Raw genomic sequence first — 21,217 nt, 5'->3', positions numbered from 1 at the left:
AATTTTCCCTGACATGGCCACAGATTGATTGGAGAGGACAGTTGTCGGACCCAAAGATGAGCAAAGAAATCATCGTTCTGTTTCGCGACAGCGCGCCCGTTGTCCATCGTATCTCGGAAACGCTCTCCGAGTACTTTTCATCAGCGCATCTGCGATGCGAAAACGAATTGCCTCAGCATCGTGGCGAGTCGCAGGTGGTCATTGCATTGTTGAGCCAAGACAGCGAACGCGGGCCGACGCCAGGCCTGCCGCTTGATGATTTCGACGCGATGGAGTCAACCGGAATCGCAGATGCATTTGGCCGAGATTCGATGCGGGTCATTCCCGTCTTACTCGATCGCGCGGTCATGCCCGTGACTGAACGGATTCCATCAGTTCTTCAGCCACTCACATTTCAACATGCATTGCGGATTCGAACGGACAAAGACTTACAAAGAGACATTGGGCGGTTGGTCAGCGACTTGGAGGAACACCTTGATGAGTACCCCGATGACCTTTACCCGTGGGACTATTGGCTGCTACCGATCGGTTTGATTGGATGCCTGTTGTTTCTCCCCTTCCTCGGAATATGGATGCTGGAAGCTTGGTATTGGAGCGATGCGTATGAGAACTTGACGCGATTCCAGGAAGCCCGATTTGTGTTCGAGGGCGTAGGACTTGCAATGCTTGGCCTGTTTGTCTTCTTGGCTGGATGCGGATTCTTCTATCGTCGCTACCGAATCGACGTCGGGCGCCAATGCGATTACTTCCGCAGCGGTTCGGGGGAACCGCTGTTGGAAAGAAATTGGATGATGGCGTTCGCGCTACTTCTCGCCATCAGTTCACTTGCCTGGGGCTGGTGGTCTGTCGGGCTGGCCGTGCTGCTCGGAATTGTCGGCCTTTGGAAATACGGCTCCAATCGCGGTTCCCATCCCTGGCCGATCTTTGCCGCGGTGATTGCATTGAGCGTCGCATCGATCGTTCACTTTGCTTGGCGAAAGCAAACGCTTGATCGTTTGGGGGAATCCATTGCATTGTACGAGCGAGGCATGCAAAGTATTTCGGCGGGCGACCTGGAGAATGCCGAAGCCTTATTTGCCGAGTCCGCAGCCGCGCATGAAGCTTTCGGACACTCTTATCAGGGCCTTGGCGAAGTGCATCGTCAACGTGGCGACCCAACGCAGGCGATCGCAGCTTTCACCAAGGCTGTCGAATGTTACCCAACAAGCGACTCGAGCTTGATTGGCCCCGATCACGAACGGGCGGCACTGGCGTACTTAAGCCGGGGCGAGATTTATCGGGAACAGAACCAAATCGAGTTGGCGGACCAGGATCAGGAAAGTGCAAACGACCTCGATCCTTGGCTTCAAATCTTTCATGGCATTCTTCGTTTTTGGTAGACCATCGTCAGCCATGCAGCATCCCAAATCGAGAGCAGTGTTCGAATGGACGTACCATCCTAAAACGGCGTCAGGAATCCATACGTGATGTCGGAACGCAATCGCCTATCCCTCTTGAATATCTGGACCGCTTGTGATTTAAAGACCTGGCTCTCCATTGTCCGCCAGACCAAAGGCCAGCCCCTCCTTTGGCAGAGCCGTATTGTGATCGCTGCAATCTTATGCATCAGCGCGTTCAATTCGGTCCTGGGATGGATTCAGAGATTAGTTTACAGTCGTCGGATCAAACACTGTAAGCCAAAATCGCCGCTGTTTGTTTTGGGGCATTGGCGTAGCGCGACGACCGTGCTGCAACAAATCTTGAGTGCGGACCCACAATTCGGGTTTGCGAGTAGCTACGCGTGCTTCTGTCCCCATCATTTTCTGTTGACCGAAAGGATGTTTGCAGACGATTTCAACGCCCTGGCACCGACGACTCGGGTGATCGACGACTTGGTCCTGGATGCGAGTGGCCCACAGGAGGACGAGTTCGCGTTGTTGGGGCTCGGTGCACCGTCGCCGTACCGTTTGCTCGCGACCCCGTCCAACGGATTCGATCTGGTTTCCCAGCTTCGCTCCGCCGAAATGTCAGCCAGTCAAGAATCGGACTTCATTGAAAAACTGCAATGGTTCCTCAAGGCGTTAACCGTCCGTTGCCCCCAAAGGCTCGTCTTGAAATCGCCTGCACATACGATGCGTTGGCGAACACTTCTAAGAATGTATCCCAATGCACAGTTCGTTGTGATCACACGCGAGCGGGACGCCACAATCGCATCGGCCGTTACGATGTGGTCCAAGCTGCTCAATCACACCTCCCTGACCGTCGTTGATCATGACGAATTGCAGCGCAATCTTTGGCGGCGATCGTGTGACTCGTTTGACGCATTTTCCAAGAGCATTCAAAAAGCTCGTCAGTCTTTGCCCGCCAGTCAATTGCATGTGATTGACTTTGATGAAATGCTGTACGACCCCGTCGGCCAACTGCAGCACCTTTATGCCGCATTCGATCTAGGACCGTTCCGAATTCACGACCCCGCGACGGCTCGATTGTTATCACAAATCAAACGCCATCAACCTCAGCTCCATCGGACGACGGTTGGCCGGGCATGATTCCAGTGGGTGGACATCGATGAATCGGAGGCGCCCCGCGTAAAGGGCACCTCACCGAGAGTTCATTTCACATAAACCCTTAGACGCTTACTTGTGTACGAGGCGGCATTCCCAGCGAAGGTCCAATCTCGCGTATTGCCCTCGCTGTTACCGATTCCGATATCGGCATTCGCCCCCCAGTGATTGATCGCAAAGAGGGTTTGTTTCTCACCGTAGTTATGAACTTGCATGCTGCCGTAACCATCCACAGGCGGACCCGGCTTGTCTCCGAAGTCAAAGACCGACGATGATGCTCCCTTGACTTCCGAGCCGCTGACTGCCGAATAGTTGTTGGGCCAAAATTCGATGTTTCCCGTCGTAATTCCGGTACCAGTGGTCACGCCGCTCACCGTCGAGTAGACATCCATCGACTCAATATTCTGTTGATAGTTCGCCTTGGAAGAAAAGGTGGGAATCGCAATCGTCTTTACATTGTCGGTGAAGGCATCCATCGACACGAACACCTTTTGCTCCTCGCCGCCAGCAGTGGTCAATTCCAACAGATAGCCAATCCGCTCAAATGAATCCACCGTGCCACTGTTATCAACGTCATAGCGGACCTCTTTGGCCAACTTCGATAAGTCCAGGTCGTAAACGAGTTTGTAGTCCGTCCCGATCGGCAGCTGACTTAGAAAATCGGGCAGCTCACCCGCTCGAAGTGCTCCAACGGGCAATCCGGTTCCGCCCGTCAGGTTAGGTTCTGCCAACTTATGCCAAGCAAAACGAAACGCGACAGGATTCTTGACTTCGTCCGCGGTGAGCACAATCGAATCCCCATCAATACGTGCGGTCGCGGCATGAAATCCAGAAGAGCCAGGGCCGATGATTTCAAAATGCGAGGGTGCTTTGCGGTCGCGAGTCTTCAAACCGCCGCCCGTGTTCTTAAAGTTCACTCGCAAGGAACCGTCGAGTACGTCTAAGGATTCGAGCTCAGGACTGTTCGCAACCAAAGTTTCACGACCGTAGTCGTTCTTCAATGCTAACATCGCCAAGCGCTTGCCGACATCCTGCTTGTTCGGTGGGTGAATGTTGTCAAGGGTTGCTATGTCATTGATGACGACCATCCCCGTGCTGGGGAGCTGTTGGACCGCAGCTTGTGCTTCCCAGAAGTCCGCCAGAATCGCGGGGTCCTCGGTGCCGTATTGGTAGGGAGCAATTTGAACGTAGTAGAACGGAAAATCGCCTTCGCCCCACAATTCCCTCCATCCCTGAATCAAAGCCTTCTTCTTTTCAAAATACAGCATTCCTTCATTGTGATTCGATTCCCCCTGATACCAGATTGCTCCGCGAATCGGGAAGCCAACCAGCATATGAAGCATGCCGTTGTACAACATCGTTGGATCCTGGTGACTGGTAAACGGAGTCAGCTCTGCGGGATAACTTGGACTTGGTTCGAGAAGTTCCGAGGTGTTCAAGGCTTTCGTCGCTTTTGTTAGCCAAGCTTCCAATGCCGCAACATGCGTCTGTAATCGATTTTCGTACTGGGCGGTTCCAGGAGTGCGCCCCACGACCGACTGATAGATGTCTTGAAGTGCTTCCACCTTTTGAAAACCGATGGGCGGTGTCCAGGGCTCAACACGAGTCCCACCCCATGAAGCATTCACGAGACCTACCGGGACATCGAGTTCCTTTTGCAACTCCCGAGCCATGAAGTAGCCACACGCGGTGAAGTTGCCAGCCGTTTCGGGCGAGCAAATCTCCCACGTCGCCTCAACCTCTTCTTGTGGAAGCATGTTAGGGTTGCGAGGGATTTTGATGTGCCGAATCATCGGATACTGAGCTGCCGCAACCTCGTCCGCCCCGTTGCTGCAATTGCGAACCGTCCATTCCATATTGGATTGTCCGGAACACAACCAAACCTCTCCGATCAAAATGTCCTTGATCTCGACGGTGTTGCTTCCTTTTGCAACGAGAGTTAGCGGAGTCTTGCCAGCGGGCATCGCTGGCAGTTCAACTTGCCAACGGCCTGATGAATCCGCATTGGCGTCGAAGTGGTTATCACCGAGGCTGACTTCGACCGTTTCTCCCGGATCGGCCCATCCCCAAACGCGAATCGGCATCTGTTGTTGTATCACCATGTGATCATTGAAGATGCTTGGTAAGCGAACTTCCGCAAATGCATCCGAGCCGAGCAAACAGGAGAGCACAACAATTGCCGAGACGAGCGGACTTAATCCAGGACGCAGGGTTCGTCGTTTCATGGTGGGAAGCCAAAAGTGAAAGGTGGGGGTGGGTCAATGAGTCGAGCCATTGTAGACGCTTGTGGTTGCAAATGCACGTACATCTACGACGACATTGACAGCGTCCTCCCGTCCGACGAAGATGGCGTCTTCCCACCTGCTCAAATCGCCCTCCACTCCACAAATTGAGCCATTCCGATGAATCGATGTCTCTTGGTGCTTGCGTCTTGGTTACTAACCTCCAGCTTGGTTTCGGCTACGGAATACCATGTTTCGCCGAGCGGATCGGATACAAACCGGGGTACGGAAGCTGCTCCGCTGAAAACAATCTCCGCCGCGTCTCTCGTTGCCCAGCCGGGTGACACCATCACGGTCCACGGCGGTGTTTACCGCGAACGCATCGATCCGCCTCGCGGTGGCACTTCCGATCTTCAGCGAATTGTGTATCAAGCAGCGGAAGCAGAGCAGGTCTGCATCAAAGGTTCTGAAATCGTGAAGGGATGGGAACGTGTGCAAAACAGCACCTGGAAGGTCAAGGTGCCGAACGAGGATTTTGGTAGCTTCAATCCCTTTTCCGATGTGATCAAGGGTGACTGGTTTAATCCTCTCGGGCGAGTACACCACTCCGGTGCAGTCTACCTTGACGGTCACTGGTTGACCGAAGCCGCCAACGAAACCGATGTACTCAAACCGATCGGCGAAGCGACATCCTCTTACCTACGGCGAAGTTCTGGGACGTTGTTGAATGTAGCTTGGTTGGAACCCGGTAGTGGAGATCGAGCGACCAGCCATTTGGATGCGAGCGGCTTTACGTCGCAACATGGCATTCAAAAGGCTCCCTGCTCCGAAGGAGGGGAGTGCATTGGCTGGATCGAATCGGGCGATTCGGTCTGTTACGAAAACGTCAATTTCGGAACTCACAGCGACCGGATCGCGTTCCGCGTCGCTTCGGCTACCCGCGGTGGGATGATCGAAGCTCACATGGATGATCCGGATGGCGAGTTGCTCGGCACATGCAAGGTGCCCTCGACTGGCGACTGGCAAGCGTGGTCCACCGTCAACGCCAAGATCAAACCGACGAGTGGAACACACTCACTTTGCCTCCTCTTCAAGAGCTTTGAAGAGGAATCAAAATCCGATCTGCGATTGTGGTTCGCCACCGTCGATGACAAAGAGACAACCATCTGGGCTCAGTTTAAGGACGTAGATCCGAATCAGACCGAAGTTGAGATCAATGTTCGGCAAGCAATCCTTTACCCGTCAAAGCCAGGCATCGACTACCTTACCGTTCGTGGGTTCAAGCTGGTTCACGCGGCGACGCCATGGGCACCACCAACGTCCGAGCAGATCGGTTTGATTGGCACGCATTGGAGCAAAGGATGGATTATCGAGGACAATGAGATTGGCTACTCCGTTTGCACCGGGATTACGCTCGGGAAGCACGGCGACGAGTTTGACAATACATCCCAGAATTCAGCGGAGGGCTATGTCGAGACGATTCATCGCGCCACTCAAGCTGGCTGGTCTAAAGACAAGATCGGTCACCACGTTGTTCGCAACAACCACATCTCTCATTGCGAGCAGGCAGGAATCGTTGGCAGTATGGGAGCCACATTCAGCAACGTCACGGATAATGTGATCCATGATATCCATATCCGCCGCCTGTTCACGGGTGCTGAGATGGCTGGAATCAAGTTTCACGGAGCGATTGATTCGACAATCTGTCACAACCGTATTTACCGTTGTAGTCGCGGCATTTGGCTGGACTGGATGACTCAGGGCACACGCGTGAGCCGAAACCTGTTGTATGACAATGGCCCCAGTGAAGATCTTTTCTTGGAAGTCAACCATGGCCCCGCACTTGTCGACCACAACTTGATGCTGTCGACCAACAGTATCTTGGTCAACTCGCAAGGAGCCGCTTATGTACACAATCTGATCGCGGGTCGCGTTCATGTGCTCGTCGGCGAAAAGCGGTTAACTCCGTTTTTGGATGCTCACTCGTCCGAGGTTGCGGGGCTGGCGGAAAACCCAAGCGGCGATGAACGATACTACAACAACCTCTTTGTTTCAGGCGGGTTAGCCGAATACGATTCCGCAGTATTGCCCGTCTACATGGCTGGCAATGTGTTCCTCAAAGGTGCAAAACCATCGCGGCATGAACGAGATCCGGTGGTGCTGTCTGACATCGACCCGAGTTTCCAGGTCGTTGAGAAAGGCGACAGCGTCTATTTGAGAGCAACCCTTGATCCTATCATTGAGAACACACAAAGCGCATTAGTGACAACGGAACGATTGGGCAAGGCCAAGACCCCCGATCTGCCGTACGAGCAACCCAATGGCAAACCGTATCGGCTCGACTTGGACTACCTTGAAAAGCCAAGAAACGTGACGGATCCGAGTGTTGGCCCGTTTGAAAAGAGCAAGCGAAGCAGCGCCGAAACCGAAACTCATCAATGGAAGGTTTGGTAAGTAGGGAGGGTGGCGAACAGGCGACGGTAAAGCAGCGGACAAGATGATGTCCGTTACGGAACTGTCCTCTGGCGCAATCACATTGGAGCTTCAAATATCAGCGAACCGTAGTCACAGGAAGAGAATTCGTTGTCGTCAACATCATCGATCAAAGCTGTCAGTGCGTCGGTTCGATCCGTGTAGGATTCGTTGCTGTTCCAAGCCGCCATGATTTGATCATTCAGCGACTCACCTTGAAGGTTCTCATCGATCGCTTCCATCTCACCGTCGCTGATCGTGACCGTTGCCGTATAGGTTCCTGGACTCGCGTAGGCATGAGTCGCCTGGAAAGTCCCGCTGCCCGAATCGAAGGACAACGACAATGACTGTAGGTCACCTCCGTCGCCCCAATCGACCGTACCGGCATGAGCCAAAACCGTTCCAGCATCAAGGAACGATCCATCAAGCGTCAGAGTCTCACCCGCGACGACTTGTTCGCTCGATCCCGAAATCACTACGGAAGTGATGGTCGGAGCAAGATTACGAACCTCGATTTCGACAACGGTCTCTGCGCTGGGTCTGCCACTGGACTGAGCCACATAAACAAACTGGTCGATGTCTCGGAAATCCGCTTGTGGCGTATAGGTGAAGGTACCATCAGTGTTCAATACAAAACTGCTGGCGCGCTCCGGCGCAATCACCAGCACTGCTTCGAGTGGATCGTGTGTGGCTGCAATATCGTTGGACAGCACACTGTCGGCAATTCCCACCGAAAGCGTTGTTGCTTGGTCAACGTCATAGCGGTCAGTGCTCGCAAGTGGCGAGATCTGATCCGTCGGCACCTCGGTGCTGACGCTATCCGAATCCTGCTGACTGGTTGCGTCGGTAACGCGAACATCGATTTGATAATCGGTCGTCAACGCCGCATGGCCCACGCCATAGGAATGTGGAATCGAGAACGATCGCGGTGTTGAACAGGTATGCCGATCCCGGTGGCAAATCAGCGGCCGCTCTGGTAGAGGGTCAGGGGATTCACCCTCGACGGTGAGTGTCGTCTCAAACACACGGCTAAACGTCCCATCACTGACTTCAAACTGAAGCCAGTAAACATCATCTATCTCGGGAACTCGAATCGTATGGAAAATGTTACCGTTGACCACCGTGCGGCCCCCGGAGACCCGTAGCACTTCGTCAGTACTCGGGTGAATCAAACGAGCGGTCACACTCGCGTTTTGCACGGGGAAGTCGTAGTCGCCCGGAATGGAACTAAAATCATAATATGCCTGACCGCCCACCGCGACGCGTTCACCTCGGTACGCAGTGAAAGGCGAGATGTCGGCAACCAGTCCGGCTGAACCGAAATCGGGACTGCTGATCTGTAATACTTGAATGGCCTCGTTGTTCGATTCGTCGAGTTCTTCGATGATCGAGTCCGGATCTACAACGACGCGGACCAGCAGGTAGGAGTCCACGGTCGGCAACGCAGGCTGACCGCCGTTGCCATCCCAGGTCAAGGTGACCTGAGTTTCCGGACAATCATTCGGTTGCTGGCCCACGGCACAGGCATCCAGGGAGGCAATCACACCACCACCAATATCCACATACTCTTCGCTGTCCCCGTCGTACACTTGAACACTGAAAGGCACGTCGGTCGCGGCCAGCGTCCCTTGGTTGGTCACATCGATCTCAAAGTTGACCACCTCACCGGCGTCTGGATTGATCGGATTGAACAACACATCCGACGAGATCAACTTCAAATCCGGCGACGGCGGTAGATCAACCTCAACAGTCACGTTCTTGCGGGTGACACCGCCATCCCCGTCGTCGATGGTGACCACAGCGGTATAGACACCAGCGGTGCTGTATGTGTGGGCCAGTTGGAAGTCGTTGCCAACGAGCGTCAGCATTTGAACGCCGGTATCGTCCGAGTAGTTGACGGTGGCCACCCAAGTATCCTGCCCAGGATCAACGAAAGAGCCATCGAGTGTAAATGCGATGCCTCTTTCGACGGTGATCGACGATACCATTTCAATCGTCGGAGCCACGTTATTCACGTTGATCGTTGCAACAGCCGTGTCGGAATCACCAAAATCATCAGGCACGCGTACTGCGACCGGCACGCTCGTTTCTCCATCCAGCCCACTGGCATTGAAGCTTGGATTGGTTCCGACTTCGTCGCCTCGTTGCGCACCGATTCCGACTTCTCCAAAGATTCCATCGCCGTCCAAATCCCACTCGAATAGCTGCGTGTCGTCCGGTAAGTCAGGATCACTCGACCCAGACGCATCCAACTGCACGGTAGCTCCCTCATTGACCTGGTAAGGCCCGCCAGCATCGGCGACAGGTGGGAAGTTAGGCGGTTCAATCACCGTCAACACCAGGTCGTTTCCGGTGGCAGCGTCCAGCCCCAGGTAAGACAACTGAACACTCAGTGGCGATCCAAGGAAGTTGCGGATCGCGATTCCTTCCGGCAAACCTGAAAAGGCGCCGGCGATGGGATCGGTACCATCGTTGCTAATCAGGACGAAGCTCTCCGCGAGACTGATTTGATGCTGGCCGTCGACGACCAGATTAATGCCTGTCAGATCCAGGGTCGCGCTGAGGTTGAGCTGAGAGTATTCGCTGTTCGCCGTGGTGCCATCGATTGTAAAGCGAAGGTCGCTGCCCGCAGCAATGACCAGCTCGCTAGCAATCACGGCGTTGTGTGATAGTTCGACCTGTACGGCATGGGGCGTAGCACCGGGGCTTAGCGAAAGCACACCGCCGGAGGTGTCGATTGTACCGGCGAGAATAATATCTGCGGCTGTTATGAATTGCAGATTGGTCTTCGGCGCCAAAGCCACATCACCGGCGACCGTGATGTTACCCTGGTAAAGCGAACCGCTGAGCAAACCATCGCGTCCGATCGTTAGCGATGAAGTCAGGATTCGATCGAGTACTGATGCCGGTAGACTCAGCGTGTTCGCGCTGGTTGTTCCCACCTCGATATCCCGGTTAGGAGAGAGAGGTGCAAGGGTGACAGAGTTTGCGGACTCGATGGTCGATGTGAGAGCCAGGTCAAGTTCGTCGCCGTAGAGCATCACGCGTCCGGCCCCTTGGGTCTGCACGACCACGTTGGCGGCCGCAGTGATCTGTTCCGCGAAGACTTCCAAATCAGCATTGTTTTTCAGAATGAAATTGTCGTCGAAGCGTACTTGATCGACTCCGCCAACACCGTCGACGACGACATCAGCAGCAATAGAAGTGCCGAGTCCGGCGAGGACGATGGTGTCACCGTCCACCGCGTCGCCCTGGATACTCAGCCTTCCGGTCACGTTACTCACTATAATTCCGCCCAGCGATTCGCTGAAGGAGATGAGAGTGTCCGTCGTATTGGTGGCGCTGAACGTTGTAACGATTTCGGAGGCGACTAGATTTTCCGGATCGATATCGATGATCAAATTTGTAAGAGCCGAGTATTCCCGGAATACTCAGGCTGTTGACACTCACCTCCAACGGTTCGCTGCGTGCAGCAAGCTCCAGCCGATCCGTGCCGCCATTGCCAATGAAGGAACCAGCATAAGATCCGCCACCTTCGATCAGGAACACGTCTTCCTGGGGACCACCCTGAAGCAAAGGGATGTTGGTGAAGCCGTACTGACCGTTGTTGATCGTACCGGAGTTCTCGCCACTGATTCGCCATTGGTTGATCGCGTCGGGACCCTGCACTCGCTGGTTCGTGGCGCCCGAGCCGACGACTGTCTCAAAGCCCAGGGCATTTCCCGGGGCGCCGCTACTGGAACCGACGCCGCTGGCCTGGTTCTTACTCCAGCTGACAAACGCCGTGGAGGTGTACTGAGAATAGTCGAGTGTATCCCAGCCAGCACCGGTATCCAACGTTCCGTAAATGTAGTCCGAACTGTTGCCGATAAACTGGAACGTATCGTCTGCCAAGCCGCCGACCAGCGATTCGACATCGTAAAAGCGGGTCGCCGTGTTGAGCGTACCGTTGTCCCTCCGCGTCTGACCAACCACTCGTTGGTTCCACTGCCGGTGTACTGTGCCGTGAAGGCATCATTGCCGACGGTACCAATCACATCGTGGTAGTCAGCATCCGTATCGAGCACATCGATTACAAACGCGGCTTCGGTGATCACTCCCAAGTTGTCGGTCGCGCGGACGCGCACCGAATAGGCAGACTGCAATTCGTCGTCAAATGAATCGGCGGTGACGATTTGGTCGGCATCAATGTCGAAACGGGCATTGTCCTCTCCGCCTTCTCCGGCGACCAACTCAAAGCTATACGGAAGCGTCCCCTCGGGATCGACGACGGATAACAGACCCACTTTAGAATCAACTGGCAATTTTTCGTCAACGAAATTACTCGAAAGTAGAACATCGCCAGCCAATAAACAGCGTTGTTCTAACCGCTCAGCAAGTAAGCAAGCGGCGGCGACGCGGGGCAGACGAGCGCTGTGAGTTTTGTTTACGGGACATGAGATTGAAAGAGCTCGGAAAACGAGAAAAGTGGGGGAGAAACGATCGGGTGATTCCAGATGCGAACGCGCGTCGGAGGGATCAGCTCAATCGGCGATCAAAGCGTGTTTGCGATGCACACGCTGCGATTTGCGGGAGGCAAGGAACTGGTCGAGCTTGCGAATGCCTGAAAATGTCATGGAAAAGCCGAGTGGGAAATGGGATGAGGGGAAGAGCGTTTGCTTAGCCACATACCTGCGGCCATTCAGACAAACGGGACACCCTATGCAAGAAAAAGCGATCTTTTCTTGAACGCAGGGGGAACGGCGTCTCAAGAAAACATGCGAAAACCGAGCCCAATCCGTCCACAACTATTTCTGAAAAGCTGGTTTCAAGCTTAAGTTGCAGATCGAATGCCACTCCGCCCGACGACAAAGCCCGTCTCCCCATCTTGGGCGTCCCCTACCCAGCGAATCGGAAAACAAACTAAGAATCGGAGGCCCGTCAGGCAACGCTGTGAAGCGTTTTGCCGTAAAAATCTCGGTCAGCGGCCAAAGCCTAAACTCCAACGTTTGGACTGAGAATGCTGGAGTTCAGGGTCTAGCGGCCCAGCAGCACGGGGACGTAACCGTTTTCGCTGGGGTAGATGATCAGTATTCGTCGTCCGTCAGGCGACACTTGGATGCTTCTTGGCCGGCGTAATCCGTTTCTCGGATGGTATACAACCCCGAGTGGTTGGCCGGTTGGAACGTGCCATGCCATGATCCGGCCGTCGTTGTGACCCGAGATCAAGACCCGGTCATCGGCCAGGAAACAAAGTGCCCAGAGACTCGATTGGTTCTGAATGTCCAATAAGATTCGATCGGACTGGCGATCCCAAACCTGCAGCGTGACATCGTTTCCGGCGGCAATCAGGCGTTGATCGTTACTTAAAGCGACGACATCGGGATCGGCCAAACGGTGCCAACGGTGGATCTTGCCCGACTCGATATCCAACTCTTGCACCCGCGTGTCCTCAGCAGTAACGCAAATCAACGTTTGATTGTTATCAGCGAAGACGGCATTGGCATCGTCCACGGTTTGAAACGCCGCGATCAACTCATGGCTGGCCCAGCGATCGGCAGATTTCCAAATGCAAATTTGCCCTGCACCGACTGCAGCAAGCCGACCGCCATCACGCGAAAGACTGACGTGCTCGTGTTTTTCGAGCGGCGACTCGATCGTGGCAAGCGGTTGCTGAGTTCGCAACTCCACGATCGCAATCTGATGAGCGCTTTCCATCGCCGCCAGTCCCCTGGCGACCTGAGGAGAAAACTTTTCAATCGGCAATCCGAGCGGCTCTTGTCCCCGCAGAAGCAACACCGGCTCCGCCGCGTTGTCGAGCAGATAAGCCGTCTCGATCGCGACCGCCGCGCTAATTTCACGCCGACACATGACGGCATCGCGATCCCAAGCTTGTACCACGGCGTCACTTCCCGCGGTGACAAATTGCTGGGAGTCATCGCCGAGCCATTTCACCGCAAGTCGTGACTTATCCTGCTGATGTGCGGTCATCTGTGCATGGATCGTTCCGTCGACGTGCGTGGTATCGAAACGCCTAAGCTGAATCAATTGTAGCCGTCCATCACCGAACCCAACGGTCAGCCACATTCCGTCGGGCGAAGCTGACAAAGATTGCGCGTAGGATGCACTGACGTTAAACGAACCCATCCGTGCGCCGGAAACCCGATCAAAGACCGCCAACGAATCTAAATAGCGTTCGCCGGCGATTAACCACTCGCTACTGGGGCCTGCCCAACACATCGCACGAATGTTGGAAAAGGGCTTCGTATCAATCGATCGAGTCTGCTTCGCGGCGGCGACATCCCAAACGTGAATACCTTCCCGCGTCGGCACATACAATTCGCTGCTGTCGGGCGAGAACAAAAGGGTCTCGTGCCGCTGATCATTTTCGAAGCGAAATTTTTCATTGCCTTCCGCATCGCCAACCCAGACACCCTTGTATCGAGAGCCCGCCGCAACCGACTGGCTGTCGGGGGACCAGACAAGCGATTCAATCCCGTTATGCACCGGCCGCACCTGTCTCGTGCAGGTTGCTTGTCCCAAATCCCAATATTTGATCACTCCCGATGTCGATCCGCTGACCGCCATGGAACCATCCGGAGAGAACGCAACCGCCTGGGTCGGTTCCCCATGACTTCCCAATAGCCGCCAGTCCATCGTCGCTCCGTCAAGCCGCCCCTGCATCACGTTGCCATCCTCACAAACACAGATCGCTTGTGCCCCGGCGGGCGAAATCGCGATCTCATGCACGGGCGACGAGAGGTCGATGCGCCAAAGTGGCGACGGAGATGCTGCGGGACGCAAGAATTCCAACAATGCACTGCGCTCGCCAATCCCGTCAAGTGACGATAGCTGGCGTTGACTCAGTGCATCGCCGGTGAGCTGAGTCAGTTGCACAAGATCGGCATTCCGATACGCCGCAATGGCGGATTGCAATTGATTACTCTCGAGCAAGTCATTGGCTCGCCGTTCGCGCATCTCACTGGCTAACTTGGCACGGCGAACTTCAATCACTTGCCAGGTCGAAACGACACTGATGGTGACGAGTGAAAACAGGACCAGTGCTGCAAACGCGATCGCCAAGCGATGACGCTGGAACGTTTTGCGAAGTTGATAGATCCGTGATGGTGGGCAAGCCAGGACCGCTTCGCCGGACAAGAATCGTTGAATGTCGTCGGCCAATTCGGATGCCGCCCCATAGCGACGCCGGCGATCTTTTTCCAACGCCTTCATGATCAACCAATCCAGCTCTCCGAGAATCGTTTCGTATAGCTTGCGCCGATGGAGCCGTCTCCAATCAGCAACCGTCGATCCTTTCTGGGCTTGTCGCGTGCTGATCGCTGTGCTCGGTCGTGGTGGGTGCTCGTCGCGAATGATCCGGCGGACCTCGTCAAAGCTCGCCGCCTTGAATGTGGCGTGATCAAAAGGCGGAGCACCGACTACGAGTTCGTACAACAATACACCGAGCGAATAAACATCGCTGCGAGTGTCGATATCAATCACCCCCATCTCGGCTTGTTCGGGGCTCATATACATCGGCGTCCCCACCATCTGGGCGAAACCGGTGTAGATCGTATTGTCCGTGAGTGGATGATCGAGGGCCTTGGCCAATCCAAAATCGATCACGCTGGGGACCGCTTCATCATCAATTTCGGCTACCAAGATGTTCGATGGTTTCAAGTTGCGATGAATCACCCCTTTTCGATGAGCGTGCTGGACCGCACGACAAACCTTTACGAAAATCTGCAAGCGTTCCTCCGTACTTAGCCTCTTGGTATCGGCGTACTCGGTAATCGGTAACCCCTGAACCAATTCCATCACCAGGTAGGGTTGCCCGGCTGTCGTCGCACCGCCATCAAGGACTTTGGCAATGTTGGGATGATCCATCAACGCCAAAGCCTGACGCTCGGCCGAGAATCGAGCCATCGTCTCTTTTGTGGCGATACCCGCACGAATCACTTTCACGGCCACCTTGCGGCGGACCGGCTCCTCCTGCTGGGCTACATAGACGGCTCCCATACCACCTTCGCCGATTAACTCGCAAATCTTGTAACGATCGATCTGTGGTAGAACGTCGCTGTCGATCGGCTGCGGACAAATTCCCGACCGGGTCGACATCCCCTGGGTCTCGCGACTTCCAAAATAGTCGACAACTTCATCCAAAACATTAGAGTCCTGACGATCACGAGCAGCCAACAATTGCTCCACAGCCGCGTGCATCACTTCGTCCGATCCGCAGGCTTGCTCGACCATCCTCCGCCGCTCGTCAACATCGTCAATCGCGATCGCCTTAATGAAAACCGACTTGATGGAGTCACTTTGCGATGGATCAGACATGTGCGAGTTTTAGATTCTAGACGGGGCGGAAGTTGGCAAGACGTTCGGGATTTGCGAGGGCGTCTGATTACGTTCCGTATCGAAGCAATACAGTCACCTCCACCGCGAAGGCGTCGTGCCGTTCTTAAGTCGTTGTTCAGAAGTGAGTTGCGCAAAGAACCCCTGCCCGCGCAGCGGGAGGGGTCGAGCGCAGCGAGGGGGAGGGTCTTTACTCGATGCAGCAACACCAGCCCTCTCCCTCGCTAAGGCTCGGCAGGAGCAAACAAGAGCAACCGAAAGATTCCCAGCTCCATGCTTCGCACTACCTCTGTTCTTCCATGCGAAAAGAGTCGCGGCATCGTCCACCAAAAAACATTCTATCTCGGCGTTTGATGGTATCGTGAGGTTTTCGTCCTGCCTTCCGAAAATCACCAACGCGGCATTGGCAGAATGAGGAAGGGCAGGACCAACAGAGCCAGGTACCGCCACGCTCAACCTTCCCAGCGCACCGCGAACCAAGAACGCGCAAACTCCCAATTCTTGTAGGCAGAGCTACGCGACATCCCCAATAACTCGCCAGCTTCGGTAACCGATAAGCCGGCAAAGACGCGAAGCTTGACCAGATCTGCCGAGGCGGAGTCGACCGCGACCAAAAGATCGAGCCCATCGTCTAGGTCCAGTAGCAAGTCGGTCGCTTGCGCGGAATCGTCAACCCATTCGCCTAATTCGATGCGATTGCAATGGCCACCACGCTTTTGACTTCCGCGGGCACGAGCGGCATCAATTAGGATTCGCCGCATCGCTTCGGCAGCGGCCGCGAAAAAGTGTCCTCGACTGTCGAATTTTTGCAGCCGACCACCCGACACCAACCGCAAATAGGCTTCGTTCACAAGTGCCGTCGGCTGAAGCGTCTGTTCACCCTGCTCCCGCGCAAATTGGCTCTCGGCAATCAAACGCAGCTCCTCATACACCGTGCGGAATAAACCCTCCGATGCCCCGGCATCGCCCGATCGCAATTGGCACAACAATTCGGTAACTTCACCCATTCCGTTAGTGTATGTGCAAACCACCCGACGGGCGAGCGGATTTTCCTCCATTTCGGTCACTTTTTGGCTAGTTATCGATGACGATCGAAATCCCCGATGGTCGCGTGCGACCATCGGGCCTTGACAGGTGCAGGCGGCGAGATGGTTTCGCTCGGTAGTCTGCACGGTGGACTCGACCTTGAAGATCGCTGATTTCGTTGGCACTAAGCTCTGATCTGAATTCTCATCAGCGTTCATATCCGCATTACCTCCTGGAGAGTTTTCGGACCGCTTTCGTAGTTAGCCATCAATTGGCTCTGCACGACAGACTGATGAGACCTCCCGGTCCTCGCATTTGGAATGTTGTCATTTGGCGCCACAAACAGTACCAGCCGTTTGCGCTTCAAACGGTACCAGTTTGGCGACAAGAAAAACATCTCCCCAAGAAGATCAAGAAACTGGTGCAGAGCGTTGGTCGCATCGCTGCCAGTAAGAGCACGAAGAAGAAAGACGTTCTGGAATCGCTCTATGGTGATCTGCTGCAACGGACCGGCCAATTGCTTGGGCGAGCTAAATCATTGATCCAAACAGCACGGGGCGAGTCGCAGCGGATCGACGTTTTATTGAAAATCACTGCCCTTGAGCATTGGATTAATCTGACGCAGCAGGTTTGCGATACTGCACGGCGACGTGTCCTACTAGGCGAATCGGTTCCTAATTGCGAGAAGCTATTCAGTATGTTTGAGAGTCACACTCAGCTATACCGGCGTGGCAAAGCGGGACAGCCCAATCAATACGGTCGTTTAGTATTGGTGTACGAGGATGACGCAGGTTTTATCAGCCACTATCACTTGATGGATCGCACCGCACAAGACCAAGAAGTGGTGGTGGAGCAAACGAATGTTGCTCAAAGGAGCATGGCGGTGAAATCTGTACCGCATCGTTCGATCGTGGTTTTCACTCTGATGAGAATGAAGATAAGTTGCATGGAATCATTAACGAAGTTTGTGTTCTACCACGTCATCCCGGTCAGTATGCTGAGCGTCTGAAGAAAAGTTCGGTTCAATTCCATAAGACACGTTTGCATCATTCGGGAATCGAATCGGCGATCGGTGCGATGCAGCGAGGTAACGGATTGAATCGTTGTCGCGATCGAAGCGAGTTAGGCTTTGAACGTTACTTTGGCTTAGCGATATTGGGTCGCAACTTCCATACTCTCGGCAGGCTTCTGATCTCGCGTCATCAGGCGACAGCACTTGCAGCACAGAGCAAACGAAAAGCGGCATAACCGCTAAAGCCGCTTGTTAAAACAGATCGTCAATCGTCTGTCTAGCGGTCCGCGCTGGCACTGGAAAGTTGAACAAGTAGCTGTGATACGAGCACAAATTGAGCTAGTCCCCAATTCCTGTACCACCGGCGGCGAAATTTAAGAAACACCGAGAGTGCCCCTGGTCGGGCATTGAAGTGGAATTGGGTCTGTGGAATGGTTGGTTGTTGGTGACAGCAAGGCTGCCCTTGTTACGCCGCTTGCCCGTAAACGCTCATCGGCGTTTGACCGCCAAGGGCCTGGTGCGGACGTTGCAATGAGTAAAACTCAAAGTAACCTTTTACGCTATTGATTAAATCGGCTACTGTTTCATCCTCCTTTAAATAGATGGCTTCGTATTTCAAACTTCGCCAAAGACGCTCGATGAACACGTTGTCCAATGCTCTTCCTTTGCCATCCATACTAATCTGAATCTCCTTCGATTTGAGAATCGATGTGAATGATTGGCTCGTGAATTGTGCACCTTGGTCAGTGTTGAATATTTCGGGTTGACGTTGTGTGGTTGCAAATGCTTCCTCCAGAGCATCAATGCAGAATGAATTCTCCAGGCTGTTCGACACGCGCCACGACAGCACGTGGCGACTATACCAATCGATGACGGCCACCAAGTACATAAAGCCGCGGTACATCGGTAGGTAAGTGATGTCCGTACTCCAGACTTGATCTGGACGTTCAATCTGGATTCCTCGTAGTAAGTAAGGATAAATCACATGCTCTTTGTTGGGGATCGTCATGCGTGGTTTCGGGTAAATTGCGGTCAAATCCATCAAGTCCATCAGGCGTCGTACCCGTTTGATATTGACGTGGTAACCTTGCAGGTTCAACCACTGAGTCATGCTCAGTCGTCCCATGTGGGGATGCTCCAAGTGTTGTTCATCAATCATTCGCATCAGGCGTAAGTTCTCCGGACTTTCCTGGGCTGGCTCGCTGTAGTAGGTTGATCGGGACAAGCCCAGGATTTCGCATTGGCGGCGAATGCTAAGGTCAGCGTGATCAGGCTCGATCATGGATCGCAGGCTGTCATTCGAACTGGGCAGCTTTTTTTTTCAACCACTCGAGTTCCATCTTCGAGCGGCCAATTTCTTCAAAGAATTCTGCTTCGCGTTTTTTGAACTCTTGCTCGCGATTGCTTACATACCCTCGCTCGAAGAGTTCGGCTGCTCCGTCGAGCAGCTTCTTCTTCCAAGTGTGGATCTGAGTCGAATGAACCTGGTACTGAGTCGCAAGCTCGCGAACGGTCTTTTCTTCTTTTACGGCGGCGATAGCAATCTTTGCTTTTACGGCCGAGCTAATGCTTCTACGTCGTTTGGTCATGAATCTCTCCTTTGATTCCAGGACAACTAACGACCGGAGCTTACTCGATTTTTTCTCAAAAAGTCTACCTTAGTCGGTGGTACAGGAATTGGGGACTAGCTCAAATCACAGCGGTAGATCATGGCGGAACAGTTATCTTCGTGGCAAAATGGTAGCTTTGAAGTAAACAAAATCCCCGTTCGGACCAATTTCCGGACGCACACTAGCCTTCGCTGGGGACCTCTTCTTCACGGGGCACAGCTTTTTCACTTAGCTGTTCACAACCATGAAAACTTCGGTGCCATCAACGGCATCAAGTACTCAGGGGGCTTTTAGGCAGAATCATCCGCTCGGGAGTGAGCTTTTTTTGTCCACGGGCAGCCCGAGTTTTCCCAGCCGCCCTGAGCCGGACTATCTGAATCTCCGTTTCCATCTCCCTCCATGCCATCGGTGGATGTCCGACGAAGAGGAATTCTTCGGGTGTGCGAACATCCAGAATCTTCACGTTGTCGGGATCGGCCTGCCAGATCGCATAGGCTTCCTGCGCCGTGACATAGAGACCCAAAACGGTTTGCTTCGCTTTCGCGACGGAGGGTATGTTTTCTGGCATCGGATTCTCTTTCTCTCTTGATTTCCAATTCGTTGCGGATTGGTTTCGGGAAATGGTTTCTAGCGGGACATCGCCCGCTTGTCATTCAGTGAGCGGCAAGACACTAGCCGCCGGTTTTGCCCGTGAAATACCGGCGGCAAGCGCCTTGCCGCTCACCCAAAGTAGTGCCGTCCAGTTAGGGAGCAGTGCTCACCGGCGTCCGTCCGAATGCTTCGTCAATGATCGCTTGTAGATGCTTGACCAGATCATCTGACGGCGTCTCGTAGTCGTCATCACCGAGCCGCTTTAACGTTTTTTCGCTGGCCCCGGTCCAAGCCGCTGCGCCTCCGAACAAACCGATGATCGAAGTCCCTTGGGTTCCGCGGTACTTTGAATCGCGTCCGGCAATCACATCGGCTGCGATTCGGCCCTGGCGGTTCGCCGGTCCTGCCAGCGCGACGAGGCTCCACTTACCGGTAACAAAATCCTTCACTTCGATCGCGTCGCCAACGGCGTAGATGTCGGGATCACTCGTCTGCATCGAATCGCTAACACGAATCCCACCGCACTCTCCAATCTCAATCCCCGCAGTCTGAGCTAACTTGGTTTCGGGCCGTACACCGATCGCAAAAATCACGATGTCGGCTGGATAAGTTTTGCCGGACATGGTTTGGACCTCGATGCCACCGTTGTCCATTTGCATGCCGGTATAATTAGCCATCCCAGTTAAAAGTGTCGTCCCGCTTTCGATCCATTGGCGGATCGTTCGAGCATCGGGCACGGTGCGAACATGAAAGATCCCTGGCAAGTCGACGCCTGGTAGCGGCGGACAAAACGACGGAGCACCCGGCGACAGAACAAGTTTGTCGTAAGATTCCGTGGTGGTTTCACCCGTCAACACATTCCGCAGCAGGACGGTTTTATCCTTTGCGGAAATTGACACCGCTTCACAGTGGGTGCGCACATCGATCGCAAACTGGTCATGGAACAGTTTTTCACTGGCGACCAGCAGACTCGCTTCTTTTTCGATCACGCCGCTGACGTGGTACGGCAACCCACAGTTCGCATAGGAAACGTAAGGCCCACGCTCGACCATCAAGATCTCTGCCTTTTCGTCAAGTCTGCGCAAACGTGCGGCACAGGAAGCACCGCCAGCGACACCACCTACAATGATAACTTTCATGCGTCGCATTCCTTCTGTTTTTGAGTCAATCAGTTTGTTGGTGCTATGCAGCATCACTCGGTCTGGCTTGGACGTCTATTCGCAAAACTACGACACTCACATTGCGCAATGCGTACTCGCTCTCTCAGAGATTCGTGCAGCTGCTCGGTTGTGGTCACCTAAAACACGTGTTCCCAGGCTCCCGTCCAACGCCGTGAACGATCTATTAATGCTCGAGATTTCGCTTGAATCGGCCATCGCCCTTAAGGACCTGCACGGTGGAAGCATG

14 protein-coding genes are annotated in these 21,217 nt (G+C 54.1%); 5 read left to right on the top strand and 9 right to left on the bottom strand.

What is annotated here, in order from left to right:
• Positions 1 to 56 precede the first annotated feature (56 nt).
• The gene (locus Poly41_RS29200; protein WP_146530913.1) at positions 57 to 1,379 is read left to right on the top strand and encodes a tetratricopeptide repeat protein; all 1,323 of its coding nucleotides are present in this window, start codon (positions 57 to 59) and stop codon (positions 1,377 to 1,379) included.
• A gap of 87 nt (positions 1,380 to 1,466) precedes the next feature.
• The gene (locus Poly41_RS29195; RefSeq protein ID WP_146530912.1) at positions 1,467 to 2,528 is read left to right on the top strand and encodes a sulfotransferase family protein; all 1,062 of its coding nucleotides are present in this window, start codon (positions 1,467 to 1,469) and stop codon (positions 2,526 to 2,528) included.
• A gap of 62 nt (positions 2,529 to 2,590) precedes the next feature.
• Here Poly41_RS29195 and Poly41_RS29190 read toward each other — a convergent pair whose 3' ends face one another.
• Positions 2,591 to 4,768, bottom strand: a complete 2,178-nt coding sequence (locus Poly41_RS29190) for a sialate O-acetylesterase (protein WP_146530911.1) — start codon at positions 4,766 to 4,768, stop codon at positions 2,591 to 2,593.
• Positions 4,769 to 4,945: 177 nt separating this feature from the next.
• On the opposite strand from Poly41_RS29190, the gene Poly41_RS29185 reads away from it, so the two are divergent.
• Complete coding sequence (locus Poly41_RS29185) at positions 4,946 to 7,219, top strand: carbohydrate-binding protein (RefSeq protein ID WP_146530910.1); 2,274 nt, start codon at positions 4,946 to 4,948, stop codon at positions 7,217 to 7,219.
• 77 nt (positions 7,220 to 7,296) lie between these two features.
• Here Poly41_RS29185 and Poly41_RS29180 read toward each other — a convergent pair whose 3' ends face one another.
• From Poly41_RS29180 to Poly41_RS29170, 4 genes are all read right to left on the bottom strand, one after another.
• Positions 7,297 to 10,521, bottom strand: coding sequence for a PKD domain-containing protein (locus Poly41_RS29180; protein ID WP_231616041.1), 3,225 nt, complete (start codon positions 10,519 to 10,521; stop codon positions 7,297 to 7,299).
• Complete coding sequence (locus Poly41_RS35190; protein ID WP_231616040.1) at positions 10,514 to 11,212, bottom strand: hypothetical protein; 699 nt, start codon at positions 11,210 to 11,212, stop codon at positions 10,514 to 10,516. The genes Poly41_RS29180 and Poly41_RS35190 overlap by 8 nt, the downstream gene beginning before the upstream one ends.
• A gap of 1,041 nt (positions 11,213 to 12,253) precedes the next feature.
• Complete coding sequence (locus Poly41_RS29175; protein WP_146530909.1) at positions 12,254 to 15,553, bottom strand: WD40 repeat domain-containing serine/threonine protein kinase; 3,300 nt, start codon at positions 15,551 to 15,553, stop codon at positions 12,254 to 12,256.
• 470 nt (positions 15,554 to 16,023) lie between these two features.
• Positions 16,024 to 16,578 (bottom strand): ECF-type sigma factor, encoded by a 555-nt coding sequence (locus Poly41_RS29170; RefSeq protein WP_146530908.1) that lies wholly within the window; start codon positions 16,576 to 16,578, stop codon positions 16,024 to 16,026.
• A gap of 311 nt (positions 16,579 to 16,889) precedes the next feature.
• Between Poly41_RS29170 and Poly41_RS29165 the strand changes: the two genes are divergently transcribed.
• Positions 16,890 to 17,606 carry a hypothetical protein gene (locus Poly41_RS29165; protein WP_146530907.1) on the top strand — a complete coding sequence of 239 codons (717 nt, stop codon included), beginning with the start codon at positions 16,890 to 16,892 and terminating at the stop codon, positions 17,604 to 17,606.
• A 469-nt stretch (positions 17,607 to 18,075) separates the two neighbouring features.
• Here Poly41_RS29165 and Poly41_RS29160 read toward each other — a convergent pair whose 3' ends face one another.
• From Poly41_RS29160 to Poly41_RS29145, 4 genes are all read right to left on the bottom strand, one after another.
• The gene (locus tag Poly41_RS29160) at positions 18,076 to 18,891 is read right to left on the bottom strand and encodes an IS3 family transposase (protein ID WP_146530906.1); all 816 of its coding nucleotides are present in this window, start codon (positions 18,889 to 18,891) and stop codon (positions 18,076 to 18,078) included.
• 13 nt (positions 18,892 to 18,904) lie between these two features.
• Positions 18,905 to 19,198 carry a transposase gene (locus Poly41_RS29155; RefSeq protein ID WP_146530905.1) on the bottom strand — a complete coding sequence of 98 codons (294 nt, stop codon included), beginning with the start codon at positions 19,196 to 19,198 and terminating at the stop codon, positions 18,905 to 18,907.
• A gap of 292 nt (positions 19,199 to 19,490) precedes the next feature.
• On the bottom strand, positions 19,491 to 19,787 hold the full coding sequence (locus Poly41_RS29150) for a rhodanese-like domain-containing protein (RefSeq protein WP_146530904.1): 297 nt from the start codon (positions 19,785 to 19,787) through the stop codon (positions 19,491 to 19,493).
• A 175-nt stretch (positions 19,788 to 19,962) separates the two neighbouring features.
• Positions 19,963 to 20,949, bottom strand: a complete 987-nt coding sequence (locus Poly41_RS29145) for an NAD(P)/FAD-dependent oxidoreductase (RefSeq protein WP_197231776.1) — start codon at positions 20,947 to 20,949, stop codon at positions 19,963 to 19,965.
• Between Poly41_RS29145 and Poly41_RS35185 the strand changes: the two genes are divergently transcribed.
• On the top strand, positions 20,948 to 21,217 hold a 270-nt coding region (locus Poly41_RS35185; protein ID WP_231616039.1), incomplete at its 3' end, for a hypothetical protein. The genes Poly41_RS29145 and Poly41_RS35185 overlap by 2 nt on opposite strands.

This window comes from Novipirellula artificiosorum (genome assembly GCF_007860135.1).
GTDB lineage: Bacteria > Planctomycetota > Planctomycetia > Pirellulales > Pirellulaceae > Novipirellula_A > Novipirellula_A artificiosorum.
The sequence above is the reverse complement of the archived record's forward strand: the minus strand, read 5'-3'. Positions and strand labels throughout refer to the sequence as shown.

Excerpts from the sequence above, each read along its gene's own strand:
- Poly41_RS29160 (WP_146530906.1), bottom strand. The coding sequence starts at position 18,891 with ATGATCGAGCCTGATCACGCTGACCTTAGCATTCGCCGCCAATGCGAA.
- Poly41_RS29145 (WP_197231776.1), bottom strand. The coding sequence starts at position 20,949 with ATGAAAGTTATCATTGTAGGTGGTGTCGCTGGCGGTGCTTCCTGTGCC.
- Poly41_RS29170 (WP_146530908.1), bottom strand. The coding sequence starts at position 16,578 with ATGGGTGAAGTTACCGAATTGTTGTGCCAATTGCGATCGGGCGATGCC.
- Poly41_RS29165 (WP_146530907.1), top strand. The coding sequence starts at position 16,890 with ATGAGACCTCCCGGTCCTCGCATTTGGAATGTTGTCATTTGGCGCCAC.
- Poly41_RS29155 (WP_146530905.1), bottom strand. The coding sequence starts at position 19,198 with ATGACCAAACGACGTAGAAGCATTAGCTCGGCCGTAAAAGCAAAGATT.
- Poly41_RS29195 (WP_146530912.1), top strand. The coding sequence starts at position 1,467 with ATGTCGGAACGCAATCGCCTATCCCTCTTGAATATCTGGACCGCTTGT.
- Poly41_RS29150 (WP_146530904.1), bottom strand. The coding sequence starts at position 19,787 with ATGCCAGAAAACATACCCTCCGTCGCGAAAGCGAAGCAAACCGTTTTG.
- Poly41_RS29185 (WP_146530910.1), top strand. The coding sequence starts at position 4,946 with ATGAATCGATGTCTCTTGGTGCTTGCGTCTTGGTTACTAACCTCCAGC.
- Poly41_RS29190 (WP_146530911.1), bottom strand. The coding sequence starts at position 4,768 with ATGAAACGACGAACCCTGCGTCCTGGATTAAGTCCGCTCGTCTCGGCA.
- Poly41_RS29200 (WP_146530913.1), top strand. The coding sequence starts at position 57 with ATGAGCAAAGAAATCATCGTTCTGTTTCGCGACAGCGCGCCCGTTGTC.
- Poly41_RS29175 (WP_146530909.1), bottom strand. The coding sequence starts at position 15,553 with ATGTCTGATCCATCGCAAAGTGACTCCATCAAGTCGGTTTTCATTAAG.